Below are 26,470 nucleotides of genomic sequence, written 5' to 3' on the forward strand. Positions count from 1 at the left end.
CACCGGATCGCGCCTGGACCGTGCCCGATCGTGTGCGACAAGGGTTTCGCGGGCGCCGGCATCGAGAAGGCTGCCGCTGACCTGGGCCATCGATTGATCCGGCCAGCCCGTCAGGACGAACCCGCGCCTGCTCTGCCGTTCCCCGGCTGGCTACGCCAGCGCATCGAAGCGATCATCTGGACGTTGAAGAACCAGCTCGGCCTCGAACGCCACAATGCCCGCACCACCGACGGCCTTTGGGCGCGGGTCAGCCAACGCGTCCTCGCCCTCAACGCCGTGATCTGGCACTACGCCCAGCCATACACCTCAGAAACCGAACGCCGAGCCGCCCTGCCCGCTTGGCTGCACACCTACAATCACCACCGCGGACACACCGCCCTGAACGGCCTGCCACCCGCCAGCCGCGTACCCAACCTCACTGGACAGAACACCTAGCCGGTCCCCCTTTCGCCGAAGTGATCGTTCACCCTCTCCACCGCCGACCTTCAGAGTTAGTGCATTAACACGCTAAGCTCGATGCCCATGAGCGGTATTCTGCTGATGACCTTCGACGACTTCTTCGTGCCCGAGTGGAGCGCGATGCGCGGGATGTTCAGGGAGCACGGCGCCCGGGTGACGTTCTTCATCAGCGAGCCGTACAAGCTCGACGACGACGCCTGGAGGCGATTGCGCGAGCTGGCCGGCGACGGGCACACCGTGGGGGCGCACGGCTTGCGGCACCTGTGGGCGCCCGACCGGATCGCGGCGCTCGGCGGCGACGGCTACCTGGCCGAGGACGTCGACCCGTGCCTGGCGGCGCTGCGCGCGCACGGGTTCGAGGCCGCGAGCTTCGCCTATCCGGTGAGCCGTCGCGACGAGCGGTCGGACGCCGTGCTGGGCGGGGTGTTCCGCCGGTTGCGCGGCGGCACCGGGCATCCGGCCGAAGGCGGGCTGGACACCTTGGACGAGATCTTCACCCCGGTCGCCGAGGTCGCCGGGCGCAGGGTGCTGATCGGGGCGGGGATCGACACGGGCAAGCTGTTCAAGCCGGCCGGGGTCGACGACGCCTCCGTGCGCTCGGCCCTGGTACGCGCGGCCGCGCGGGAGGAGGCGGTGACGTTCTACGCGCACGCGGTCGCGGACTCGCACGAGTGCAACCACGTGTCACCGGCGCGGCTGGAGATGGTGCTGACCCAGGCCGCCGAGCTGGGACTCCGCGTCCTGGGCTTCGACGACCTGGATCAGACCGGCATGACGAGTCCGACGCCGGTGTAGGCAGCGCGGCGGCCGAAGCCGGACATGAGGGGCGTCCCTAGAGGGCGACGGCGGCGACGGAGCCCTGGTGGTTGAACAGGACCTCGTCGCCTGCCGGAGAGAAGATCGGGTGTGGGTGGTCCGGGTGACGGGTGGCCGTGGTGCGGGCCAGCCGTGCCTGGTGGCCGGTGGCCACCTCGATCAGCTGCACGTCGGAGACGCCGCCAGCGTCCTGCCAGCCGCGGCCTGGCCGGTCGGCCGGGCCGGTGGTGTCGGCGACGGCCCAGCGGCCGTCGCGGCTGACGTCGCAGTGCCACAGGCGCTCGCCCGCGGCGACCAGGCGGGGCGGGCGGCCGTCGGGGTGGGCGAAGTAGAGGCCACGTGGCCCGGCCGCACTGTCGCCATAGGCGACGACGGCCGCGCCGAGGTCGTGGTGCAGCCAGCGCTCGTGGCCGACGGCGACGAACGCGCCCGGATCGGCGGAGATCGCCGCCTGGTCCAGCACCTGGACGTGCCCGCCGTCGTGCCAGGCCCAGACCCGGTCGGGGATCTCCAGGGCCGGGCCCTCGTGCGCGTACGCCAGCCAGGACTCGTCGAAAGGGCTGTGGTGCGGGTGGTTGGCCTGCCAGTCGCGGGTGAACAGTTCGGTCGCCGCGCCGGTGACCAGGTCTACCCTGAGGAAGATCCACCGCGCCCCGGTCTCCCTGACCACGACGACGCTGCCGCCGTCGCGGGTGATGGCGCAGACGTCCTGAAGGTGCGCGGCCGTGTAGACGATCTCGGCCTCGCCTGGTTCGTCCGCGATGTACAGGACGTCGTCCCAGATCCAGGCGGCCCGCCCGGTCTCCTCGGCGACGGCGGGGTAGGCGGGACTGACCACGCCGTCCCGCCTGGGCGCGATCGCCGCCACGAGACGCTCGTCCTGCCCGTCGAGACCCACGCTGATCACGGCGGTCGCGCCGCGCCCCGCCTCGTACCGGGCCAGGAGCAGGCGGTCGCCGTGGAAGCCGTTGGCGTGCGGGTAGGTCAGGTGCGCGCCCGTGGCGACGATTCGCATCGGTGCGGGTCCTCTCAGACGAGCTGGGCGGAGCGGAACAGGGCGGGGTTCTTGGGCGCGGCCCCGACGCCGCCGCCCCATTCGAGGTACCCGTCGCGGGCGTCGCCGCCCGTTCCCGCGTCGGCGTCGTTGACGAGGAACGAGATCCCGATCACGCCGGTCGGCGGCTTGTCGTAGCCGAGCGACGCCCACGGTACGGCCAGGCGGTACGTGGTGGTCTTCGCTGTCTCGTCCCGGGTGATGGCGACGTCGGCGCCCGGGGTCGGACCGGCCGGGCTGGTCCAGGTGTAGGCGGCGGGCCCCGAGGGCAGCAGGGCCGCGCCGACCTCGACCCGTTCACCGGTGAGCTCGCCGGGGAAGGCCGAGTACAGGTTGAACTGCACGGAGTCGACCTGCCAGTTCAGCGACGGGTCGGTGCGGGCGGCGTTGTGCACGTCGTCCTTGATGACCGCGTCCAGGATCAGCGCGTCCGGGCTGTGCGTGAACCGGATGGTCCCGGACAGGTCGTCGGGGCCGGTCCGCGTGCCGCCGCGGAGCCCGACCCAGCGGCCCAGGCCGTCCAGGTCGATCGGGTCCAGGGTGGTCGCCCCGGCCTTCTCGATCGGGCTGAAGCTGAGCGACCCGGTGTCGCTCGCGTTGCCGGCCGTGACCGCGTAGCTGTAGTTCACGTACGGCAGGGCGTCCGGCACCGGGGCCTCCACGGAGACCGACCCCAGCGCGGGCACCTCGGCCGGATCGGCGACCACCCCGCGCCAGGAGCCCACCTGCCAGCCGACGGAACTCAGCTTGACCGGTGTGGCGGGGCTGTTGTTGGTCACGGTGACCTGGAGCTTCTTCCCGACGATGATCGGCCGCCCCTTGACCGTGTACGGCTTGACCACCTGGCTTCCCGAGCGCAGCCGGGCGATGGGACCGCGGTCGTCGGCGACCGTGGCGGTGACCGCCCTGCGGCCGGTGGCCGGGGTGGCGGGCAACTCCAGCGTGACCGACGTCTTCCGGCCCTTGCGGGTGACCAGGTCGGCCTTGACCTCGCCGGCGGCCACCGCCAGCCTGCCCGGCAGCTTGGCGCCGCCGGTACGGTCGGCGGTGACGGTCACGGCCAGCTTCTCGCCGGTGACCGACTGCTCGGGGGCGCTGACCGACAGCGGTGAGGCGCCGGCCTTGACCGAGGCGATGAGGCCGGAGACGAAGACGGGGCTGCCGTCCAGGTCGAGCCGCACCTTGCCGGCCTGCGGCCTGAGCGTGCTGACCGCGCCGAACTGGTCGGTCAGCGTGACGTCGCCGAGCGCGGCGAGTGTGACCGGGCGGGGCTGGGTGGCCCACAACAACCGGGTGCCACCGCTGATCGGGTAGGAGTAGACGTCGGCGTCGCCGACGTTCTGGCGGGCGCCGAGTGTGCGGCCGGCGAGCTTGCGGATCAGCACGGCCTGGGAGACGGCGGCTGGCTTGGGCGACGGGGCGGCGACGCCGGGGGCCGGGCGGCGGAACAGGCCGAAGCGGTGCTCGCGCTCGCCGGCGTTGTCGCCGTCGTCGATGAGGTCGTACCAGAAGTACTTGTCCGCGCCCGCGCTCCTGGCCAGCGTCTGCGCCCTGATCAGGTAGTCGGCCTGCTGGGCCTCGGTGGAGCCGGCGGTGTGGGTGGGCCAGCCGTTCTCGCTGATCCAGATCGGCATGTTCTTCTTGGCCTTGACCTTCGCCACGAGCTGCGGGAACTCGGTCGTCATCACGGTCCGCTCGGGCGGCGTGCCGGCCCCGGCGTCGGCGTAGCCGTAGAAGTTGACGCTCAGCGTGTCGAGATAGTCCAGGCCGCCGAGGGCGAAGAACTGGTCGTGCCAGGCGAGCTGGGTGCCGGCCGAGGTCGGGCCGACCACGTTGACCGTGGGCACCGCCTGGTGGATGGCCGGGTAGAGGGCCTTGACGACGTCGAGGTAGCACTGCGGGGTGATGCCGCAGGCGCCGTCGTTGAAGCCGGTGGAGTTGTACTCGTTGTAGATCGAGAAGTCCTTGGTGAACGGGGCGTAGTTGGCCGCCGTGGCCGCGCCGAAGCGGGCGAACGCGGCCAGGCCGGCGGGGGTGCTGGGCGTCTTGCCGCCGTCGTACAACGGGTTGCGGTAGCCGAGGATCGGCATCGTGGTGATGCCGTTCTCGTACGCCTTGCGCAGGCCGGAGTCGAGGGAGGCGGTGAAGTCGTAGACGCCCGCCTGCTTCTCGATGCCGGACCAGTTGGCGTCGGAGCGCACCTCGGTCCACCCGATCCGGGCGGCCGTCTTGAGCAGTTGCTCCTCGGTGTCCTTCTGCCAGCCGTAGTGGATGGCGGCCGAGAAGTACGGATCCTTCGTGGCATTCGGGGTGATGACCCCGAACGAGGTGGAACGGGTGGTGAACCCGGTCGAGACGGTCAGCCGGTAATAACCTGGTCCGAGATCGGAAATATCGATCTTCATCGTGCCGTTGGCCACCGCCAGCGTGCCCGACTTCAACGGAACCCCGTTCGGGTCACCGATGGTCCACTCGACCTTGTCGGCCGCCGCGGCGACGTCGATCGTGTTGGTGCCCTGGGTGAAGACCAGCGACGGGTTGGTGATCGTGAGTTGCGACGGGTCGGTGAAGTGCACCTCGACCTTGCTGAAGCACACGCCGGGCATCGAGGCGGCGTCGGCCTTGACGTTGAGCCGGAAGTCGGCGCCGTTGGCCCGGTTCCTGAAGGTGATGTCGCCGAGCGCGATGACCGAGCTCTTCCACGTGCCGGTGCCGGTCAGCGCCACGTTGCCGCTGCCGGTGAAGGCGCCCGCCTTGCCGTCGTAGTGGACGTCGAGGCCGACCGGTCCCGCGTCGAAGTAGCGGACCACGACCCACGCGCGGGTCGCCCCGGCCGGGATCGAGGCGTCGGCCACGTCCACGTAGACGTAGCGGTTGTACGGCGTGCCGGACATCTGCCAGCACGACTCGCCGCCGCGCTCGCTGACGGCGTGGGCCGGGTCCTTGTCGCCGTCGCCCGGCCACGCCTTGACGATGCCGGTGTAGACGGGGTCGGCGCCGAGCACGGCCGTGGCCGCCGCCGCGGCGCTCGCGCTCTGGGCGGGCAGGGCAGCCAGCAGCCCGGCCGCCAGGGTGGCCGCGCAGGCGGCGGCCACGCTCCGTAAGGTGATCTTCATCAGCGGGATTCTCCTTGCCGTCCGTAGCGTTCTCCGGCCGCGCGGGCGAAGTCCTTGCCCGCCGCGCCGAGGTCGGCGATCACCTGCTCGTGGGAGCGGCCCGCCGCCTGCGCGGCGGGGATGACGGTGCCGCACTCGTTGGCGTCCATGAAGGCCGCCGCTTCCAGCAGCCCGTCCTCGTCCTCGGCCGGGATCGCCAGGAACCCGTGCTTGTCGGCGTGCACGAGCTGCCCCGGTTCGACCACCTGCCCGAACACCTCGACCGGCACGCCCCAGCGCACCGGACGGACATGGGCGTGCCCGACGCACAGCCGCCTGGCGAGGGCCTTGAACCCGGCGCCGGTCATCTCGTCCAGGTCGCGGATCGCGCCGTCGGTGATGGTTCCGACGCAGCCCAGCGCGCGGTGCGCGCCGCTGTTGACCTCGCCCCAGAACGAGCCGACGGTCCTGGGCTTGTCGAGGTCCTGCACGACGACGATCTTCGGCCCGTCGACCGAGGCCACGTAGCGCCGGTAGTCCTCCCACACGTCAGCGGGGTGCTCCGGGTTGCCCGGCTCGATGACGACGGTGACCGCCCGGCCCACCATGGGCCCCATCTGGGGCATGAAGTCGCGCGATTCCTCCTGGTGGAAGGCGATGTCGTGCAGGGTGATCTGTTCCCAGCCGTTGTAGACGGTGGGGGTGTTCCAGCGTTTCAGCCGGTGCATGCCACTCCTAGGTGACGCTCGTGATCGGGCCCCGCGCGAAGATCGGTGAGGGTCCCAGCGGCAGGGTGAGGGGTGAGGTGCGGGTGGTGGTGCGCCCGTAGACGTCGGTGGTGGTGAACGGGCCGCTCGCGGTGATCGTCGCCGTGGCCGAGGTGGTCGACCACAGCACGCGTGTGTCGCCGTAGCGCGCCGACCGCGCCGGCTGCGCCGGCCCGTCGGTCCCGCTGTACGCCTTGGCGCCCAGCATGCGGGCGGTCACCGCCTGGGCGACCAGCGCCGGTTTCGGGGCGTTGGCCGTGACCGTGACCAGCCCGTCGGCGACCGGCTGACGCATCATGCCGAAGTTGTGCTCGGCGTTGGCCGGGTCCGGCCCGTCGTTGACCAGGTCGTACCAGTAGATCCGCCTGACCCCGTTGGCCCCGGCGACCGTGTAGAGCCTGGCCAGGTTGTCGGCCTGCTCAAGCTCGGTGGTGCCGTGGCCGGTGTCGGTGGGCCAGCCCATCTCGCTGAGGTAGACGGGCGCGCCGCCGACCGTCTGGCGCAGCCCGGCGATGGTGTCGCCGTCGCCGCCCATCCACTCGGGGCCGCCCGGGTAGTGGTAGGGGTGGACGCTGTAGGCGTCGGCGTGGTCGAGGCCGCCCAGCGCGACGAGGGTCGGTGCGAAGCAGCCGGCGCAGTTGCCGATGCCGATCGTGGCCGGGCCGACGACGTCGACCTCGGGGCCGACGGCTGCCGCCACGCCCTTGAGCACGTCGAGGTAGCAGGCCGGGGTGGTGCCGCACACGCTGGTGTTGAAGGTGCGGGCGTTGTACTCGTTGAGCACCTCGACGTTCCGCAGGCCGTACCTCGTCATGAGGGCGTCGGCGAAGCGGCCGAAGGCGGCGACACCCTCGGGGCTGCTCGGGGTGCGGCCGTTGTCGTAGAAGCCGCTGGCGCCGTTGGCGATGAGCAGCGGCGTGAGGCCGAGCGCCTGGGCGTGCTCGATCTCGGCGGTGTAGGCGGCCGGGAAGGTGTAGCCGCCCTTGGTGGTCTCGAACGTGTTCCAGTAGGCGTCCTCCCTGATGTGGCTGATGCCGGCCTTCCTCGCGTCGTCGAGCACCGACACAGGCCAACCTGGGCGGCCGATGTGCACGGCCGCGCCGTAGGGTGCCTCCTCCCCCATGACCGGGACGGGCTCGATCACGGCGAAGGAGGTGGTCATGTCGGTCGGGTGCGGCGCGGCCCCGGCGTGCATGGACAGCGTGTAGTAGCCGGGGCCGAGGTCGTTGACGGCGACCGTCGACGTGCCCGAGGCCATCCAGCGGACGCCGGTGCGCACGGTCGTGTTCTTCTCGTCGGCGATGCGGTAACTGATCGAGGCGGCGGTGGAACCGATCTGGATCGGCCCCTGCCCCACGTGGAAGACCAGGCTCGGCGAACTCACCACGAGAGTGAACACCTCCGCCGTCGCGGTGAGAGAGGATGCGGCGAGCAGCAGCAGTGCCACGAGAAGCCGTTTCATCGCGTGAGCCTCACCTGCTGGTAGCGGACGAGCTTCCAGTTGTTCAGGCCGTCGCCCCAGGTCTGCCAGCCGGCCAGGCCCAGCGAGCGGTAGTTGTCCCTGGGCTGGCCGTCGTTCTCGTTGACGGTGAGCGTCATCGAGAAGTCGGGCTCGGCGGGCGAGAGCGGCCTGATCTTGTCCCAGGGGATCGTGACCAGGTACGTCGTGGTCTTGGCCGTATCGTCGCGTGCCATCTCGACCGTGGCGCCCGGCATGGGGCCGACGCCGTAGTCGCGGGGCAGCGACTCGACGAACACGCCCGTCTCACCGGCGTAGAGCATGAACCACTCCGCGCCCCACCGGCCGAGGCCGTCGCCCGGCTGGCCCGGTTGCAGGCCGATGCCGATGCTGTCACCGGCGGGCAGCCACTCGTTCTTGGCCGCGGCCTTGTGGACGGGTTCGGTCACGACGGCCGCGACATAGAGGTTGCGCTGGTCCCAGGTGGCCCAGAAGTCACCGTCGGCGACGGAGGCGTCGATCTTGTTGTAGGTGCCGACGGTGGCCAGGTCGATGGCCGGGACGCCGTCGAGGCCCCGCAGCTTGCCGTCGCGCAGCCGGGGCGTGGCCCGCTTGACCGGGCTGAAGCCGAAGGCGTCGCTGTCCTGGGCGGTGCCGCCGCCGTCGAGGTGGGCGGTGGCGGTGACCGGCCGCACCACGTACGCCTCCTGGCCGGTGACCTCGGCCTCGACGGTCTTCGTGGTCAGCGGGGGCAGGGTCGTCCTGGTGTCGAAGGTGCCCTTGCGGTCGCCGAAGGTCCAGTCGATCGAGCTGACGGCGACGGGCTCGGTGGAACGGTTGGCGACCTCGACGCGGAGACGGCCGTCGAGAAGACCGGCGGTGCCGGATGCGCCGGTCGCGGGTCTGCTGTCGCCGGGCTTGAGGTTGATCTCGACCGGGGCGGGGACGACCTCGACCTGGGCCACAGCCAGACCGGTCACCACACCCTTGGCCACGATTTTTCCGGAAATAGTACGAATACCGGGAGCGTCGGCGACAAGTCCATCGGTGAACTCCACCGACATGCCGCCGTGCGCGGTCACCTTGACCGGGATCGTCGTCCCGGCCATCACCTTCTCTGGGGCCGCCAGCCGTACCAGCGGGTCCTGGGCGATCTTGCGCACGTCGGCCCGCACATACAGCGGCGCGCCCGTGAGCGTGAGCCGGATCCAGCCGCCGACCGGAGTCAGCGTGCGCTCGGCGCCGAGCATGTCGGCCACCACCACCGGCGCGCCGGCCCGCAGCTTTACCTGCCGCGCCGACCGGTCGCCCGTCCACAGCACCGTACGGCCGGCGAAACGGGCCGCGTGCAGCGCCGGGTCGCCGGTGTCGACCCGGCCCAGGAACGCGGCGGCATCCAGCTCACGGGCGACGGTGGAGTAGGACAGGAAGGACGGTTTCGGGTTCATCCCGGTCGCGTCGGCGGACGGACGGCGCAGCAGCCCGAAGTTGTGCTCGCTGTTGTCCGGCCCGGTGCCGTCGTTGACCAGGTCGTACAGGAAGTACTTGGCCACCCCCGCCGCCTTGGCCTCGATGAGCGCGCGGGCCACCGACTCGGCCTGGGTGTTCTCGCTGACGCCGACACCCTTGGCGGTGGCCGAGCTCCAGCCCTGCTCGGTGATCCAGATCGGGATCTCCTTGCCGTCGTTGTAGGTGCGCATCAGCTTCCTGAGCCCCTCCAGGTCGAGGCCGATCCCCTCGGGGGCGCCGGGCGCGCGGTAGGGGTGCAGGGCGACGGCGTCCATGTGCTTGAGCGCGCCGAGCCGGAAGAGCTCCTCCCACCAGTCGAGCGGCACCTTGAACGACGAGCCGCCGATGACCGGGATCTCGGGGGCCGCGGCCTTCACCCCGTTCCAGGCGGCTTCCTGGAGCTTGGCGTAGCACTTGGCGCTCTGGGAGCAGACGCCGCTGCTGAAGCCGCCGTAGTACTCGTTCCACACCTCCAGCGCGCTGACCTTGCCCTTGACGTGCTCCGCGACGGCCTTGGAGTACGCGCGGAAGCCCTCCCAGTGCTCGGGCCGGTTGGGGATCGAGCCGTAGTCGCTGTTACCGAGCCCCAGGAAGAGCAGCGGGCGCTGACCCCTGGCGTTCAGGTCGTCGACGTAGCGGTCGTGGGTCGGGTCGAAGTGGTATTCGCCCTTGGGCTTCTCGACCGTGTTCCAGTAGACGAGGTCGACGCGGACGTTACCGATGCCCGCTCTGGCCGCCAGCGAGGTGGTGTCCTCCCAGGTGGTGCCGGGGGCGAGGCGCGGATGGTGGTTGACGCCGAACATCGAGGACTGCTCCGGCGGGGTGTCCTCGGTCACCGCGAAGCCCGCGGTGCGCTCGCCGACGCTCAGCGTGTAGTAGCCGGTCGGCAGCACGCCCGCGTCGACCGAGCCCTCGCGGGTGACCGGGTCGACGGCGGCGGTGCCGGTGGCGACCACCGCACGGTTGTAGTCGCGCACGGTCCAGGCGACCTCGGGCCTGTGCCCGCTGAGCACGCCGAACGTGGCCCGCTCCCCCGGCTTGAACAGGTTGCCCGGCGTGGTGACCTTCACCTGCTCGTCCTCGGTGGCGATGGGCGACGGTGTGAAGGTGTAGGTGCCCAGGCAGACCGGCGCGGGGCTGGAGCCCATGCCGTTGGCCCAGGTGGCGATCCGCATGTCGTGGCCGTACTGGCCGCCGGCGAACGCGCTGTCGGGGAGGAAGAAGTGCGCGGTCTTCCACGTGTTGGTGCCGGCCAGCTCGACGACCTTGGCGCCGTGCCAGATGTCGGTGCCGCCCGCGTCGTACACGAGGGTGAACTTGCCGGTCGGGCCGTCGAAGTAGTCGATGTCCACGGCCGCGTGGTTGACCCCCGGGTGCTTGAGCGCGGGATCGACGGTGACGTAGACGTACTGGCTGGGGCGGCCGACGCCGATCTCCCAGCAGTCGCGCTGTCCGTAGGTCTTGACGTGCAGGGCCGGATCGTCGCCGCCCGGGCTGGGGTCGATGGTGAGGCCGCTCGTCTCCAGCGTCTTGCCGAAGACGGCGGTGCCGGAGACGGGGGCGGCTGGTGAGGCTGGCGGGATCGCGAGCCAGGCGGAGGCGAGGACGAGTGCCGCTGATGCGCGTAGCAAGGGGGTTCTCCTCTACTGCCCGATGAATCGTGCGGGGCGGAAAAGGGCGGGGTTCTTGGTCCCGGCGATGCCGGAACCCCATTCGATCCAGCCCTCGCGGCCGGTTCCGTCGTTGTCGTTGGCGACGACGGACAGGCTGAACAGGCCGTCCTGCGGGGTGAGCGGGGCGAGTGCCGCCCAGGGCAGTGACAGCTCGTAGACGGTCTCCCGGGCCGTCTCGTCCCGGGTGACGGCGACCTTGGCGTCGGGTTGGGGTCCCTCGCCGAGCCAGCGGTGGAACTGCGGGCCCTGGGCGGTCAGCGCGAGGCCGAGCTCGGACCAGGTGCGCGTCTCGCCGGGCAGTCCGGCGGCGACGGCGAACTGCAGGGAGTCGCCCTGCCAGATGTCGGCTCCGGTGCTGGTCTGGGTGTGGGTGTCGTCGTGGATCCTGGCGCTGAGGTAGAAGCGGTCGGCGTCCCAGGTGACGTGGAGGGTGCCGCTGAGGTCGTCCGCGCCGCCGTAGGCGGGGATCTTGACGGTGCCGTCGGCGAGGTCGACGGCCGGGCGGCCGGTCAGGTCGTCGGGCACGCCGTCGACGGTGATCGTGGCGCGGTCGGCCCGGTTGAGCGCGCCGTCGGCGACGCGGGCCACCCGGCCGGTGACGCCGACGCCCGCGACGGCGCCCAGCCGCAGCTCGTACGGCCCGGCGGGCAGGTCCGCCAGCGGGAGGCGCTCGGTGCGCGAGCCGCCCGCGGGGACGGTCCCGGCGATCGGGAGCGTGCCGGTGCGAGCGCCGAAGGTCCAGCCGAGGTCGCCGGGCGCGAGCTCCTTGGCCGACAGGTTGCGCACGGTGATCGCCAGGTCGTCCGGGAGCACGTGCCTGGCGGTGATCGCGAACGGCTGCGTCACCTCGACCCGCGAGCCGAGCCTGGCGACCGGCCTCCCGTGGATCTTCAGGCGGCCGACCAGGTCGAGCGGGCCGGTGCGGGGCACGGCGGGCAGCGACACCGGGATCTCGGCCTTGCGCCCGCCGCGCACCGACACCGGCACGTCGACGTCGCCGATGGCGAAACTGCCGCGTACGGCAGGGCCGCGCGTGGTGTCCACGGCCAGCTTGAGCTCGATCTTCTCGCCGACCACGGCGCCGCCGCCGGTGATCGTGTAGCGGGCGGCGTCCTCCAGCACGGCGTCGCCGCGCACGTAGACGGGGTCGCCGGACAGCGAGAGCGTGACGCGGCCCCCGAGCGGGCGCAGCACCTCGCTCGCGCCGGTCAGGTCGGTGACGGTGAGCGGGGCGTCGGTGCGCAGCGAGACGGTCGCGGGCTGGGCCGACCACAGGACGCGCAGGTCGTGGCCGTCCTTCCGGAACAGCTGCCGGCCCTCGGCCTCCTGCCTGACGTGGGCGGCCCCGGTGAGCTGCCTGGTCATGGCGGCGTAGGCGACGTAGCCGGGCTTGGGCGTCCACCGGCCGGAGGCGTCGGCGGTGTTGCGCACCAGGCCGAAGTTGTCCTCGTTGAGCGCCGGGTCGGTGCCGTCGTTCATGAAGTCGTACCAGAAGAACCGCTGCACGCCCTTGGCCAGCGCCGTCACGTGGGTGCGGACCACGTAGGCGGCCTGGGTGGCCTCGGTGACGCCACGCGCGTCGGTGTGGGTGGGCCAGCCCTGCTCGGTGACCCAGATGGGCTTGGACCTGCCGTTGTTGTACTTCCTGACCAGCGCGTCGAGGTCGTCGATGCTCTTGGCGGCCGACTCGGGGGTGCCCGGGTAGACGTAGGGGTGAATGGAGACCGCGTCGAGGTAGTTCAGGGCGCCGAGTTTGAACAGTTCCTCCAGCCAGGCGAGCGGCACGCCGGCGGAGGCCGGGCCGACGACCGTGACCTGCGGGTGGTCGGCCTTGACCTTCTCGTAGGTGGCCTTCAGCAGCGGGAAGTAGTAGTCGGCGCGCGAGTCGGCCGGGCCGTTGCCCCGGTCGCCGAAGCCGATGTTGAACTCGTTGTAGACCTCGATCCACGGCAGGTCGTACCTGCCGATCAACGCCGAGGCGTAGGCGGCGTAGGCGGCGCGGCCCGCGTCGGTGTACGGCGTGGCGTTCCCGTCGTGGTGGGGGTTGGTGTAGGCGGCGATCGCCAGCCAGCGCATGTCCTTGGCGTCGAGCGTGGCGTGCAGCGGGTCGTAGCGCCCGTACTCGTAGACGCCGTTGGTCTTCTCGATCGAGTCCCAGAACGCGTCGTCGCGCACGGTGCGCACCCCGGCCTTGGCGGCCAGTTCCAGCAGGTCGCCGCCGGGAGCGCCCCAGTCGGCCCGGGTGAAGTGCCCGGCCACGCCGAACGGCGAGTCGCCCGTCGCGGTGAAGGGCGTGAGCACGGCGAACGTGGTCTCCTTGGTGGCGATCGCCGTCCCGGCCGAGGTCGCGGTCACGCTGAGCCGGTAGTGCCCCGGCCTGGTGACCGGTACGGCCAGCGTCCCGGGAGTTCCGCTGCCCGAGGCCACCTGCACGCCGGACAGGTCACGCACGCTCCAGGTCAGCGCGTCACCCCGGCTCGTCACGTCGAACGAGGGCTGGGCGGGCTGCACGAACACGTTGCCCACGGCCCGCTGCCCCAGGGCGAGGTCGGGAGCGGGCGCGGTGATCGTGACCCCGTCGAGCCCGAGTTGCCCGGTGCGCTCCACGAGGAACGCCACCCGCTTGGCCGGCCCGTGCCACACGCCGTCGCCGGCCCCGCCGAAGTGCAGGTAGGACTGTCCGGCGGCGAAGGCGGTGACGGTGAGCCGCTGCCAGTCGCCTCCCGCGGCCAGCGGCAGCCGCTGCTGGTGGGTCTGGCCGGTGCTGTCCACCAGCCGCAGCGTCACCGTGGGCAGTGCGGGCGAGCGCGCCCAGAGCGACAGCGCCTTCAGGTCGGCGGTCGTGGCGTACCCGGCCTCCACGTACTTGCCGCCGGCGGTGAGGTCGGCGGTCAGCAGGGCCGAGCGCGCTCCGGTCTTCGCGTCGGCCGCGTCGCTGGTGAGGGTGCCCTTGGCGCCGGGGAACTCCGGGCCGAGCCCCAGGGTCCAGCCCTGCGTGCCGTACTCGAAGTCGCCGACGACCTCGTCGATGTCCGTGGCCGCGTGGGACGGCACGGCCAGCAGTGGAACGATCAGTAGCGAGATGATGACGGTTCGTAACCAGAGATGGATGCGGGATCTCATGGGGGGTGGATCCTCTCCGTTCGTCAGAGCCGGTGCAGGTGCTCCGCCTCGAAGCCGAGGACTCGGCGGGCCTTGGTCACGTCGATCGGCACGGCCCTGCCGGGCAGGGCGGCGCGCAGTGGGGAACGGGGCAGGAAGTGGCGGACGAGTTCCTCGGTGGGCAGCGGGACGATGGTGTCGGGGGCGGCCACGAACAGCACGTGGGAGCCGTCGATTGGCCGGGTGACGCCTAGCCAGCAGGCGGTGGCCGCGTCCCGGGAGTCCAGGTAGGCCCACAGGTCGACGGCTCCCCTGGCCGGCTCGGCGGCGAAGTCGGCGGCCCGTTCGGGCAGCCGGTCCTCGGGGCCGCCGACGAACGGGAAGCGCAGCGCCACCACGCTCATGCCGTACAGCCGGTGGATCATGCGCGCGGTGGACTCGTCGGCCTCCTTCGACAGCGCGTAGGGGTCGGCGGCCAGCAGCGGGTGCGCCTCGTCGACGGGCAGGTAGGCCGGTTCCAGGCCGTGCGGGGAGAACGGCATGCCGAGCACGCTGAGGCTGCTGGCGATGACCGCCCGGCGCACCCCGGCCCGGCCCGCCTCGTCGAGCACCGCGAACGTGGCGCCGGTGTTGTTGAGGTAGACCTCCTGCGGGGGGTTGTCGTTGGGGCTGGGGATGGCGGCCAGGTGGATCACGGCCTCGACGCCTTCCAGCGCCCGCCGTACGACCTCGGGGTCGCCCGCGTCGCCCACGACGACGCGGTCGGCCTTGAGGTCGCCCGGATCCTCCAGGACCAGCGCGGTCACCGGCACGTCCTCGGCCGCGCAGCGCGCGAGGACGGCCCGGCCGATCAGCCCGGCCGCGCCGGTGACGAGCACTCTGCTGAGCATCAACCCTTGACCCCCGTGAACCCCACGCCGCGCACGATGTACTTTTGGAAGACGATGAAGACGAGCACGGGCGGCATCAACGCCATGAACATGCCGGCGATGACCATGTTCTCCTCGGCGAACTCCGCCAGCCTGGGCAGCGCCACCGAGATCGGGTGCATCTCGCCGTCGGAGATGGCCACCATGGGCCACAGGAAGTCCTTCCAGGCGCCCATGATCGTCAGCAGGGACGTCACGGCCAGGATGGGCTTCGACATGGGCAGCACGATGTACCAGAACATCCGCCAGGCTCCGGCGCCGTCGACCTGGGCCGCGCCGAACAGCTCGCGCGGGATCCCGTCGAAGAAGCGTTTCATCAGCAGGACGGTGAAGGCGTGCGCGGCGTGCGGCAGCCACACCGCCCACGTGGTGTTGGCGATGCCCACGTCGAGCACCGTCAGGTAGAGCGCGACGAGCGACACGCTGCCCGGCAGGAACAGCGTCGCCAGGATCGCGCCGTAGACGTACTTGCCGTAGCGCGGCCGCAGCACCGACAGCGCGTACGCGCCCATGACCGACACGACGATCTGCGCCAGCCACGACCCTCCGGCCAGCACGACCGTGTTGAGCATGAAGTGGCCGATGCGGAGCCTGCTCCACGCCTCGGCGAGCAGTGACCAGTCGGCGGCGGCCGGGTAGAGGCGCAGCGGGTCGGTGAGCAGTTCCCGCGTCGGGGAGATCGCCCCCTTGACCGTCCACAGGATCGGCCCGAGCCCGGCGAAGAGCACGCCGAGGAAGACGGCGAACTGGGTCGAGCCGAGCACCGCGCGTACGCCGCGCTTCTTCCGGTCGGAATCGGAGATCAGTCCGCTCATGTCGTGCTCCAAGCCTTCGTCATGCGCAGGTACACCGCCGACAGCAGGCCGAGCACGACCGCCAGCAGCACCGACAGCGCGCCGGCCATGCCGTAGTCGCCGTAGACGAAGGCGTACCGGTAGATGAGCAGCAGCACCGTCACCGTCGCGTCCTCCGGGCCGCCGTCGGTCATGACGAACGGCTCGGTGAAGACCTGGAAGGTGCCGATGACCTGCAGCAGCAGCATGAGCAGCAGCACGCCGCGCAACTGGGGCAGCGTGATGTGCCACACGCGCCGCCGGATCGACGCGCCGTCGCTCTCGGCCGCCTCGTACAGCTCCCTGGGGACGCTGGTCAGCGCCGCGATGTAGATCAGCACCGTACCGCCCGCGCCCGCCCAGGTGGCCTCCAGCACCAGCGAGGGCATCGCCCACCGGGTGTCCTGCAGCCACGGGAACGGGCCCAGGCCGGCCAGTCCGAGCAGGCCGTTGAGCAGGCCGTAGTCGCTGTTGTAGAAGAACTTCCACATCATGATCGCCACGACCGGCGGCACCGCCACCGGCAGGTAGACCAGCACGCGGAACAGGCCACCGCCCTTGCGCAGCTCCGACATGACCACCGCGAGGAAGACCGGCACGGGGAAGCCCAGGATCAGGGCGAGGACGGTGAACCAGAGCGTGTTCAGCGCGGCCTTGCCGAGCAGCGGATCGGCGAACAGGTTGGTGAAGTTCTGCCAGCCGACCCAGCTCGCCGCCTCGACCAGGTTGGTGCGCTGGAAGGCGAGCATGGCGCTCTGCAGGATCGGCCACCAGGAGAACACGGCGAACACGAGCACCAGCGGCGCGAGGAACAACACCGAGGCCAGCGCGTAGGGGTGCCTGGTGCCGCGCCGCCGGGGCGCACGCGGCGTGGTGGCCGTCGTGTCCGCGCCCGCCTTCTCGGCCAGCGCCGTCACTGCTGCGACCTGTCCAGGATCGGCTTCACCTTCTCGACGGCCTTGGTGATCTCGGCCGCCGGGTCGGCGTCCTGGCGGGTCAGCACCGCCTGGACCACCGTGTCGAGCGCGGCGTAGAGCTCCTGGCCGGCGAGGGGCGGCTCGGAGATGAACTCCTGTGCCTTCACGCCCTCGTTGTAGGTGGCGAAGTGCTCCCAGTCGACGTTGGAGGCGGCCTTCTCCGCGGCCATCACCGGGTCGGAGACCGCGGGGGCGAAGAACGGCAGCTGCGGCACGGCGGCCACGAGACCGTCGGCCTTCTTCTTCTCGGCCCGCTCGGTGGCCAGCGCCGCGTCGTACTTGGGCCGCAGGTAGACGGCGTCGATCCACTTGACCGCCGCCTGACGCTGCTCGGGCGTGGCCTTCGGGCTGACGACGGCGACCGTGCCGCCCAGCAGCGTGCCCTTGCCCGACCCGGACGGCAGCGTGGTCTGGCCGTACACCTCGGGCTTGCCGTTGAACTTGGCGATGTAACTGCCGTAGAGGTTGGGCGCGCCCATCATCATCGCGACCTTGCCGGCGGCGAAGTCACGCAGCAGGTCGTCCTGGTTGCGCAGGTGCTGGGTGCCCATCGACCTGTCGTCCCAGCGCATCGCCTTGAGCAGGTCGAGGGCCTGCCTGGTGGGGACGTCGTCGAAGGCGGGGACGACCTTGCCGCCCTCTTCCTTCTCCATCCGGCCGCCGTAGGAGTAGGTCATGGTCGTGAGCATCCAGCCGCCGGTGTTGGCGGTGGCGTGCATGCCGAAGCCGGGCACCCCGGTCTTGTCGCTGATTGTCTTGGCGGCGGCCCGGACCTCGTCCCACGTGGCGGGGGGCTTGTCGGGATCGAGCCCGGCCTTGGTGAACAGCTCACGGTTGTAGACGAGGCCGGCGGCGTACGCCTCGGTGGGCAGGCCGTAGATCTTGCCGTCGGGGGTGCTGCTCGGGGCCAGGATGCGCTTGTCGAAGTCGGACTTGGCGAGCAGCTTCATGTCGGCGGTGAGGTCGGCGACCTGGCCGCGCTTGATCATGGCCTGCGGGTCGGTCAGCGGGACGCGGAAGACCGTCTCCAGTTGGCCCGCGGCGAGGCGCGCCGCGAACGTCTTGACGTCGTACTGCGTCTCGGTCGGCTTGACCTTGATGGTCGGGTTGGCCTTCTCGAACTCGGCGACCTGGGCCAGGAAGTTCTTCTGGCTCTCCGGCTGGGTGCTGGGCGGCATGCCGGAGACGGTGATCTCGGTCTTGCCGCCGGACGTGCCGTCCTGCCCGCCGCCGCACGCCGCGACCGCGGCCAGGAGCAGCAGACCCGCGGCTCCTCTAGCCATGTACGTGTTCATCGGGACTCCAGTTCATGCCGGGGGGCGAGTCGAGTCGAACGCTATATATGACGCGTTAACGTGTAAAGCACGGGATGGTAACGCGGGCGAAATGCAACGAGTTAACGCGTCAACTAAGGTGCTTCTATGCCGCCGTCGGGGCGGCGGACCCGTGCGGCCCACCGCTCGTGCAGGTGCGTGACCGGCGGGTACGCGGCGGCCAGCTTCTCGTCCAGCTCGATTCCCCAGCCGGGCAGGTCGGCGGGACGGAGGTGGCCGCGAACGGGATTGAGCGTGCCGGGGAAGACCTCGCACACGCTGTCAGGGTAGACATGGCCCTCCTGGATGCCGAACGCGGGCGTGGTGACGTCCAGCGCCAGGTTCGCCGCCACGCCGATGGGCGAGACGTCGCCCGGGGAGTGCCAGGCCGTGCGCACCCCGGTCAGCTCGCAGAGCGCGGCCAGCTTGCGCGCCGGGGTCAGCCCGCCTATGGCCGAGACGTGGCAGCGCAGCAGGTCGACGCCGCCGCCCAGGACCAGCCTGGCCGCGTCGGGCACCGAGACGAGCAGCTCGCCGACCGCGATCGGCGCGGGCGAGGCCACCCGCACCTCGGGCAGCCGGTCGTAGTGCTCGGGCGCGACCACGTCCTCCAGGAAGAACAGCCGGTACGGCTCCAGCGACCTGGCCAGCAGGATCGCCTCCTTGGGCGTGAGCCGGCTGTGCACGTCGTGCAGCAGCTCGACGTCCTCGCCCAGGACCTCGCGGGCCCGTTCGAACAGGGCGGGGGTGGTGCGCAGATAGTGTCTGACGTCCCAGCCGTCGGGATGCGGCGAGTCCGGGTAGGCGTTCGCCCTGCCGGGCGCGCCGTAGCCGCCCAGCCCCGGTTGCCCGGTCTGCAGCCTGACGTGGTGATATCCGGCGGCCATGAGCCGCTGGGCGTGCTCCAGCGTGCCCTCGACGGTGGCGCCCTCGGCGTGCAGGTAGACGGGCGCCGCCGCGCGCACCCGGCCGCCGAGCAGCTCGTACACGGGCATGCCGGCGCGCTTGCCCGCGATGTCCCACAGCGCCATGTCGACGCCGGACAGCGCGTTGTTCAGCACCGGCCCGCCACGCCAGTAGGACGACAGGTGGACCATGCGGGTGATGTCCTCGATGTCGGCCGGATGGCGGCCGATCAGCATCGGGCCCACGTGCTCGTCCACGGCCGCGGCGACGGCGTGGAAGCGCTGGGTGAAGGTGGCGCAGCCGAGGCCGTACAGACCGTCGTCGGAGGTGTCGATCCTGACCACGACCAGCGGGATGCCCTCGGGCGCCGTGACGACGGCACGCACGCGCGTGATCGTCAGCCCGTCCCTGGACGGCCAGGGGGCCTGGGTTTCCTGCATGCGGGAACGCGCCTTTCAGAAGCGGGTGGGACGGGCGGGCACGGCGACCTCCAGGCCGCCCCACGACCAGCGGACCTCCTCCTCCCCCACGGCGCTGAGCACCGCTTGCGCGGTGGGTTCCGCGCCTTCCCCGAGCAGTTCCACGGCGAACCCGGCACGCAGGACCGCGTGGTGGAAGTCGACCGGTTCGCGCGGCCCGCCGTACAGCACCGCCTCGACGGCGACCTCGTCCTCGCCGGCGGCCAGGGCCCAGGTGGCGCGCCGGCCGAGGAAGCCGGCCTCGCCCGTGTGCACGACCGCCCGGCGCGCTCCGGCGGCCAGCTCGAAGACGCCGTCGCCCAGCTCGCGGCCCCGCACGCCCCGGCCGCGCAGCGTGACGCGCAGCCGCAGGTCGCCCACGTCGAAGATGCTGCCTTCCGGCTTGTCGAGGTTCGGGTGGAAGTCGCCGGAGTCGTAGGTGAGCCACCATCCGGCCAGCGCCCTGGGCCCGTCCTGCGCCTGGCGGCACCACGCGGCGGTCAGGTCGTGGCCGTTGTGCATGATCCGGGCGCGCAGCACCACGGCCGGGTCATCGGGCGTGCGCCAGTAGCCGAGCAGCGGCCTGCGCTGCACCCAGGCGAACTCCTCGTTGACCGTGCCCAGTGTGGCGTCCTCGCTGAGCCAGGTGGTGCCGGTGGTCTCGCCGTCGAAGACGGTCCTGACCCGCACCTCGGGCTCGGGCAGCCGGGCGAAGCGCCCGGCCAGGTGCGACGGGCAGGGCAGCGTGGGCACCATGCGCGGGGTGTCGTCGCGGGTCCCGACGCCGGGGCGCGCCTCGATCGGCGCGCCGGTCTGGGCGGCGAGATAACGCGTCAACTCCTCGCTGAGCCAGTCGGTGTAGGCGCGGGCGTGTGGTCCGGCGAGTTGCCCGGTGCCCGGGTGGAAGCGCTCGGCGAGCGCCGCCCACACGCGCTCGCGCATGACCTCGATCTGCTCCAGGAACTCCCGGTCGCGGACCAGCACATGGGCGCGTTCGCAGATCTCCAGCAGGAACGGGCTGTAGGCGGGCGAGTTGTACTCGGCGAAGGCGTCGCGTTCCAGCATCGCGGCGAGCTTGCGCCTGCCGTAGGCGAGGAATTCGGGGGCGTCGAGCAGCTCGCCGGCGCTCGCGCAGGTGACGGAGCCGAGCAGGGCGATGTTCGTGTAGCGCGGGCCGACGTTGCGCCGGAAGATGGACAGGGCCGCGTGGCGCAGCGCCTCGGCGATCCGGCCGTCGAGGACGTCCCCGTGCACGGCCAGCACCTGGGCCAGCCGGACGCCGATGAAGTCGGCCCAGTTCCAGTCGGCGGGCGCCATGGCCTGGGGCGGCTCCTCCATGAAGTAGCCCCAGATGCCGTAGTGGTCGTCGAGCGGGTCGCGCTCCTGCAGGTCGACGATCGCGCCGAGCACGTCCTTGGCCCGGTCGAGGCGGCCTGCCCGGAGCAACGCGATCGCGTAGTCGGTGGAGGTGCGGGTCTCGTGCACACGGCTGCCGGCCGGGATCGTCGTGTGGTATCCGTTGCTGCGTGACAGCAGCCACGGCAGCCGGTGTTCGGGGTCGTAGCGCTCGTCCTGAACCTTCAGGAACTCCTCGGGTGTCACCGCTGGGTGTCCTTTCGCCGAATGCGGCCCGACGTTAGTCTTAGCGTGTTAACGTGTCAACGATCACGAATGGGACGGATGGGGGCAGGATGAACGAATCGTCCGACAGCCAGGAGCCGCTCTACCAGCAGGTCAAGCGGGATCTGGTCGCGGCGATCTCGCGCGGTGAGTACGTGCAGGACGAGCCGTTCATCAGCCAGCGCGAGGTCTGCGAGCGGTTCGGAGTGAGCACCACCACCGCAGTGCGCGCGCTCAACGAGCTGGTCACCGAGGGCTACCTGGTACGGCGGCGCGGACGCGGCACGTTCGTGGCCGATCGGCCCGTCCCGGCCGAGTCGTCGCGGGAGCGCTCCATCGCCTACATCATGCACGGGCACGGGCCACACAACTCCGACGTGATCGACGGCATCGAGTCGGTCTGCGCCGAACTGGGCTACCGGATGTTCCTGTCGAACACCAAGGGCTCACCGGCCGCCCAGGAGAAGGCGCTGCGTCAGGCGCTCGACACCCAGGCCAGCGGCGTCGCGCTGTACTCGGTCGACGCCCACCACGACTCCCCCGCCCTGGCCGAGCTGCGGCGGCGGCGCGTCCCGCTGGTCATGGTCGACCGCTACCACCCCGAGTCCCCCACCGACGCGGTGCTCTTCGACAACTTCGCCATCGGTTACCGGCTGACCGAATATCTCATTGGGCAGGGACACCGGCGCATCACCGCGCTGTGGGACGCCACCGAGTGCACCTCCGTGCAGGAGCGCCTCACCGGGCACGTGCAGTCGCTGCGCGAGCACGGGCTGCCGGTCTCGCCGGAGCTGACCGCGCTCAAGACCTACCTGCGGCTGCCGGAGGACCGGCGGCGGGAGATGCTGGCCGGGCTGCTCGACCGGCGCGAGCCGCCGACGGTGCTGCTGTGCGCCAACGGGTTCGTGCTGGCGCACGCGGCCTCCGACCTCACCGCGATGGGCGTCGAGGTGCCCGGCCAGGTCGAGCTGGCCGGCATGGACGACGCGGGGCCGTTCGACCTGCTGCCGTTGACCGTCGCCGCCGCCCGCCTGCCGTCGCGGGAGATGGGCGAGCGGGCGATGCGGCTGCTGGCCGAGCGCATCGACCACCTGGAGACGGCCTCGGAGGTCGAGCACGTGGTGCTGCCGATCGAGATCGTCACCCGCGAGTCGGCTCGTGCCTATCTGCGCGTGGTCTCCGCCCAGACCGCCCAAACCGCCTGAACCCCTGAGGTACCCCCCATGCCATCCCCTCTTCGCGTCGCCCTGGTGGGCGGCGGTCAGATCGCCAACTCCACCCACATGCCGACTTTTCACGAAATGTCGGCCGATGTCGAGGTTGTGGCGGTCGTCGACGCCACCGTCGAGGCGGCCCGGTCGTTCGCCGATCGATGGTCCGTGCCGTACGCCTCGGACGACCTCGCCGCGACGCTGCGGGACGTGCGCCCCGACCTCGTCGACATCGCCAGCCCGCCCGCGCTCCACCGCGCCCAGGTGATCGCGTCGCTGCGGGCGGGCGCGTGGGTGTGGTGCGAGAAGCCGCCGTGCCTGTCGCTGGCGGAGTACGACGAGATCACCGCGGCCGAGCAGGACGGCGGCCCGTACGCCGCGATCATCTACCAGCAGCGCTTCGGCTCGGCCGCCCAGCACGCCCGCGCGCTGATCTCCGGCGGCGCACTCGGCCGGCCGTACGTCGCGCACTGCCAGACCACCTGGTTCCGCGACCCCGCCTACTACGCGGTCCCGTGGCGCGGCCGGTGGGACACCGAGGGCGGCGGCCCCGCCATGGGCCTCGGCATCCACCAGATCGACCTCCTGCTCGAACTGCTCGGCGATTGGAGCGAGGTGCGCGGCATGGCCGCCCGTCTCGCCCGCGACGTGCAGACCGACGACGTGACGACCGCGCTGGTCCGCTTCGACTCGGGCGCGCTGGCCACCGTCGTCAGCACGTCGCTCGCGCCGCGCCAGGTCAGCCACCTGCGCGTCGACCTCGCCGCCGCCACCCTGGAACTCACCCACCTGTACGGCTACGCCAACGAGAACTGGACGGTCACCCCCGCCCCCGGCGTGACCGGTCTCGACTGGCCCCCGCCCGACGACGTGCCCAGCTCCCACCTGGCCCAGCTCCGGGGCCTGGTCACCGACCTGCGGGCCGGACGGCGGCCACGCGGCAGCGGCCAGGACGGCCGGAGGTCGCTGGAGCTGATCACGGCGATGTACAAGTCCGCGCTCACCGGGCAGCCGGTGCGTTCAGGCGAGATCGCTCCCGGCGACCCGTTCCACCGGAATCTGCACGGCGACAACCCTGGGGTGTTCCAGTGAAGATCATCGGCTTCGAGCTGTTCGTCGTCACCCCGCGCTGGATGTTCCTGCGCGTCGACACCGACGAGGGCGTCAGCGGCTGGGGCGAGCCCATCGTCGAGGGCCGTGCCGAGACGGTCGCCGCCTGCGTGAACACGCTGATGGAAGCGCTGGCCGGCGCCGACCCCGGCCGCATCGAGGACCACTGGCAGGTGATGTCGAAGGGCGGCTTCTACCGGGGCGGCCCGGTGCTGTCCAGTGCGGTGGCCGGGATCGACCAGGCGTTGTGGGACATCAAGGGCAAGGCTCTCGGCGTGCCGGTCTACGACCTGCTCGGCGGGCCGGTGCGCGATCAGGCCAAGGTCTACACGTGGGCGCACGGCGACACGGACGCCGAACTGGCCGAGAACGCCGTGGCCAGGGTGGAGGCGGGCTTCGACACGCTGAAGTTCGCCGCGTGGGAGGGCACGATGCCGCCGATCCCGTCGGCCGCCCTCACCAGCCGGATCGTGGCCCGCTTCGCGGCGGTGCGGGACGCGGTGGGCGACGGCGTCGACCTGGCCGTCGACCTGCATGGCCGCTTCACGTCGGCGGCCTCCCGCAAGGTGCTCCCCCTCCTGGAGCCGCTGTCCCCCTTGTTCGCCGAAGAACCGGTGCTTCCCGAGTTCTCCCGCGACCTGCGACGGGTGGTGGAGGCGACGACGATTCCCATCGCCACCGGCGAGCGCCTGTTCTCCCGCTGGGACTTCCGCGACGTGCTCCCGACGGGCGTGGCGGTGATCCAGCCGGACCTGTCGCACGCCGGCGGCATCTCCGAGGTCCGCAGGATCGCCGCGATGGCCGAGCCCTGGGACGTCACCCTGGCCCCGCACTGCCCCCTGGGCCCGATCGCTCTGGCCGCCTGCCTGCAGATCGACTTCGCGACGCCGAACTTCCTCATCCAGGAGCAGTCGCTGGGCATCGGCTACCACGACGGCTCAGAACTCCTGGACTACCTGGTGGACCGGTCGGTCTTCACCTTCACCGACGGCTACCTCGATCGCCCGACGGCCTCCGGCCTGGGCATCGAGGTCGACGAGAAGGCGGTGCGCGAGGCGTCGTCGCACGCTTGGCGCAACCCGATCTGGCGCCACCGGGACGGCTCGTTCGCCGAGTGGTAGTCGTCCCCGAAAGCGACAGCCGTCGCCGGCGGACGATCGCCGGACGTCCCGCGCTGAGGACGGCCGCGCTATGGGCATGTGTGCGAGCGGGCCGGGGGCTTGTGAGAACAACGAGGCGCGTGTTTGCGGCCGAACCTGGAGATTCGGTACCCGCCGTTCGCGCGGTCCACGATGATGAACGTCGTGTCCTTGATCCAGGCGCTGCTGCACGCCGCTCCCACCCAGGTGACGATGGACCGGATCCGCCGGCTGGTGAAGCTGGTCGGGCCAGAGGCTCCCACCGTGGAGTACAAGGCCGACATGGCCCAGAGCATCGCCACAGCCGTCGCCGCCCTGGCCAACACCTACGGTGGGCTGGTCCTGGTCGGCGTCAGCGACCGGCGGGTGATCACCGGGGTCAAGGAGAAGACGATCGAGGCGGTCGCCGAGCACTGCCACAGCAAGATCGAGCCGCCCTGGGTGCCGGACATCGTCCCGGTCCCGATGGATGACGGCTCCGGCCGGTTCGTGCTGGTACTGCGTGTGGTTCCGGGCCTCACGCCTCGCCCGATGCTCGTGGACGGGGCCGCGCCCATCCGCAGCCACAGCACCACTCATCCGGCGAGCCGGCAGCAGCTGGCCGCGTTGTTCGCCGAGAACGACGTGCGGGCCCAGGCCGATCCGTGGAGCATCCAGCGGCCTGACATACCTGTCGGTGCCGGGGGCACGGATGAGCGGGTTGATCTCGTCCTGCGTTCTGGTCTCAACATCGCCGTCGACCCGCGGGCCGCGTGGCGTCCGCTGGGTGAGCAGCACGCTGATCGGCTGGCGCAGGCATTGAGTCACTCGCCGCTGCCCGCTGTCCTGTCCGCTCTGGTTTCCACGGGTGCGGATTGCCGGCCGTTCGAGCGGCGGGGGCATAACCGCTCGCGCGTCATCCGGCTCTACTGGCAGGCGCCTGCGCCCGATCGGACGCGGGGTCTGCCGGTGCCCGTCGAAGCGTCGTTAACGGCCGAGGTGCCCGGCGGGTACGGCCACCAGGCCACTCATCTGCGCGTGCATCTGGACGTCACCACACGCCTGGCGAACTGGGACGCGCTGCGGGAAGCGGAATGGCAACCGGTGAGCGGACGGACCGAGCCGCCGGCAGAGCAGTGGTTGATGAGCATCGAGGCACTCGAGTTGGTGATGGACGCGATGATCTCGGCCCTGGTCGACGAGCGGGTCGTTGGGGCGCTCGCCGGGCTGGCGTTCGTCGACGCGCTGACGATCGCCCAGCCCCGCGTCCTGCACATGGTCACCTCCCGGCCGATCCCGCAGGTCCTGGACACCCGCGGGCTCACCCAGATCCCCGGCGCCGGGAACTCGACCGGTGTGCATGTGCTGGCCGACCCCGGCCTGGACCTGGCCGATCCCGAGCAACGCCACGGGCAGGTGAGGAGCTGGCTGATCCAGACCGCGCTGGACGCCGGGCTGCTGGGTATGGAGCAGCGTTTACGCGATCGTCCTCGCCCAACCGCCGCTGGGTGACCTCCGTTCCGCACGCGCGCGAGGCCGCACGAGACATGCCTGCGGCGGCCTGCGCGGACCGCCTTATGCCGAACGTCCGGGGTGTGCGGGCCACGCAGACAAGTGCCTACCACCCGCCGCCATCCGAGCGTTTCCTCCTGTGATCAGCGTGATCGATTGCGCGGACTGCGGCACGACGGCCAGCGGGCTCCAGGCTCCGCTGCGGGTCCTGGTGCAGTTCTGCAGCGTCGACGGGACCAGACGCCGCCGGAATGGACCTGTCCCTCCTATGGCCGCGTCGGCCCGCTCGCGGTGGGCGAGCTGCTGCCGAACGACATGCTCACCCGCTGCGGCGCACACGCCGGTGCCGGTATCGCTGGAGGGTCCCGGGTAACGCCACGGTGGTCATCTGTCCACGCTGCTACACCGTCCAGCCCGGCCCTGCGGCATTGCCCCTGTGGTGATCCTTGGGTTCTAGGGTTCGTTGCAACACCCCAGCTCTGGGGATGCGATGGACTTCGAGATCCGCAAGGTGCGCAAGGCGCAGGGGCCGAAGAAGCTCCGGGCCGA

General features: G+C 71.2%; 18 protein-coding genes. 6 read left to right on the forward strand and 12 right to left on the reverse strand.

Translation table 11 applies throughout. The features are described 5' to 3' along the window. On the forward strand, positions 1–435 hold a 435-nt coding region (locus tag IEZ27_RS52360), incomplete at its 5' end, for an integrase core domain-containing protein (protein WP_229825226.1). An 87-nt stretch (positions 436–522) separates the two neighbouring features. Then, positions 523–1,254 carry a polysaccharide deacetylase family protein gene (locus IEZ27_RS52370; protein ID WP_189654140.1) on the forward strand — a complete coding sequence of 244 codons (732 nt, stop codon included), beginning with the start codon at positions 523–525 and terminating at the stop codon, positions 1,252–1,254. Positions 1,255–1,291: 37 nt separating this feature from the next. On the opposite strand, the gene IEZ27_RS52375 is transcribed toward IEZ27_RS52370, so the two are convergent. From IEZ27_RS52375 to IEZ27_RS52430, 12 genes are all read right to left on the reverse strand, one after another. Next, positions 1,292–2,290, reverse strand: coding sequence for an oligogalacturonate lyase family protein (locus IEZ27_RS52375; RefSeq protein ID WP_189654141.1), 999 nt, complete (start codon positions 2,288–2,290; stop codon positions 1,292–1,294). A gap of 14 nt (positions 2,291–2,304) precedes the next feature. Then, positions 2,305–5,445: a hypothetical protein gene (locus tag IEZ27_RS52380; RefSeq protein WP_189654142.1), complete on the reverse strand. Its 3,141-nt coding sequence runs from the start codon at positions 5,443–5,445 to the stop codon at positions 2,305–2,307. Next, on the reverse strand, positions 5,445–6,152 hold the full coding sequence (locus tag IEZ27_RS52385) for an RraA family protein (RefSeq protein ID WP_189654143.1): 708 nt from the start codon (positions 6,150–6,152) through the stop codon (positions 5,445–5,447). Before IEZ27_RS52385 ends, IEZ27_RS52380 begins: the two co-directional genes overlap by 1 nt. 7 nt (positions 6,153–6,159) lie before the next feature. Beyond that, complete coding sequence (locus tag IEZ27_RS52390; RefSeq protein ID WP_189654144.1) at positions 6,160–7,653, reverse strand: glycoside hydrolase family protein; 1,494 nt, start codon at positions 7,651–7,653, stop codon at positions 6,160–6,162. Continuing rightward, the gene (locus tag IEZ27_RS52395; protein WP_189654145.1) at positions 7,650–10,790 is read right to left on the reverse strand and encodes a DOMON domain-containing protein; all 3,141 of its coding nucleotides are present in this window, start codon (positions 10,788–10,790) and stop codon (positions 7,650–7,652) included. The genes IEZ27_RS52390 and IEZ27_RS52395 overlap by 4 nt, the downstream gene beginning before the upstream one ends. 12 nt (positions 10,791–10,802) lie before the next feature. Beyond that, positions 10,803–13,955, reverse strand: a complete 3,153-nt coding sequence (locus IEZ27_RS52400) for a sugar-binding protein (RefSeq protein ID WP_189654146.1) — start codon at positions 13,953–13,955, stop codon at positions 10,803–10,805. Positions 13,956–13,978: 23 nt separating this feature from the next. Continuing rightward, complete coding sequence (locus IEZ27_RS52405; RefSeq protein ID WP_189654147.1) at positions 13,979–14,824, reverse strand: NAD-dependent epimerase/dehydratase family protein; 846 nt, start codon at positions 14,822–14,824, stop codon at positions 13,979–13,981. Further along, the gene (locus IEZ27_RS52410) at positions 14,824–15,678 is read right to left on the reverse strand and encodes a carbohydrate ABC transporter permease (RefSeq protein ID WP_189654148.1); all 855 of its coding nucleotides are present in this window, start codon (positions 15,676–15,678) and stop codon (positions 14,824–14,826) included. The genes IEZ27_RS52405 and IEZ27_RS52410 overlap by 1 nt, the downstream gene beginning before the upstream one ends. After that, complete coding sequence (locus IEZ27_RS52415) at positions 15,675–16,613, reverse strand: carbohydrate ABC transporter permease (RefSeq protein ID WP_229825227.1); 939 nt, start codon at positions 16,611–16,613, stop codon at positions 15,675–15,677. Before IEZ27_RS52415 ends, IEZ27_RS52410 begins: the two co-directional genes overlap by 4 nt. Continuing rightward, positions 16,610–17,968 carry an extracellular solute-binding protein gene (locus tag IEZ27_RS52420; protein ID WP_189654149.1) on the reverse strand — a complete coding sequence of 453 codons (1,359 nt, stop codon included), beginning with the start codon at positions 17,966–17,968 and terminating at the stop codon, positions 16,610–16,612. Before IEZ27_RS52420 ends, IEZ27_RS52415 begins: the two co-directional genes overlap by 4 nt. Before the next feature lie 113 nt (positions 17,969–18,081). Beyond that, positions 18,082–19,332 (reverse strand): enolase C-terminal domain-like protein, encoded by a 1,251-nt coding sequence (locus IEZ27_RS52425; protein ID WP_189654150.1) that lies wholly within the window; start codon positions 19,330–19,332, stop codon positions 18,082–18,084. A gap of 15 nt (positions 19,333–19,347) precedes the next feature. Further along, positions 19,348–20,952: a hypothetical protein gene (locus tag IEZ27_RS52430; protein WP_189654151.1), complete on the reverse strand. Its 1,605-nt coding sequence runs from the start codon at positions 20,950–20,952 to the stop codon at positions 19,348–19,350. A gap of 89 nt (positions 20,953–21,041) precedes the next feature. On the opposite strand from IEZ27_RS52430, the gene IEZ27_RS52435 reads away from it, so the two are divergent. From IEZ27_RS52435 to IEZ27_RS52450, 4 genes are all read left to right on the forward strand, one after another. After that, entirely contained in the window at positions 21,042–22,175 is a 1,134-nt protein-coding gene (locus tag IEZ27_RS52435) for a LacI family DNA-binding transcriptional regulator (protein ID WP_189654152.1), read from the forward strand. An 18-nt stretch (positions 22,176–22,193) separates the two neighbouring features. Then, positions 22,194–23,273 carry a Gfo/Idh/MocA family protein gene (locus tag IEZ27_RS52440; protein WP_189654153.1) on the forward strand — a complete coding sequence of 360 codons (1,080 nt, stop codon included), beginning with the start codon at positions 22,194–22,196 and terminating at the stop codon, positions 23,271–23,273. After that, positions 23,270–24,412 carry a galactonate dehydratase gene (gene dgoD, locus IEZ27_RS52445; protein WP_189654154.1) on the forward strand — a complete coding sequence of 381 codons (1,143 nt, stop codon included), beginning with the start codon at positions 23,270–23,272 and terminating at the stop codon, positions 24,410–24,412. The genes IEZ27_RS52440 and dgoD overlap by 4 nt, the downstream gene beginning before the upstream one ends. Positions 24,413–24,535: 123 nt before the next feature. Further along, positions 24,536–25,921 (forward strand): AlbA family DNA-binding domain-containing protein, encoded by a 1,386-nt coding sequence (locus IEZ27_RS52450; RefSeq protein ID WP_189654155.1) that lies wholly within the window; start codon positions 24,536–24,538, stop codon positions 25,919–25,921. Positions 25,922–26,470 lie beyond the last annotated feature (549 nt).

Source organism: Nonomuraea spiralis (assembly GCF_014648435.1).
Classification (GTDB): Bacteria; Actinomycetota; Actinomycetes; order Streptosporangiales; family Streptosporangiaceae; genus Nonomuraea; species Nonomuraea spiralis.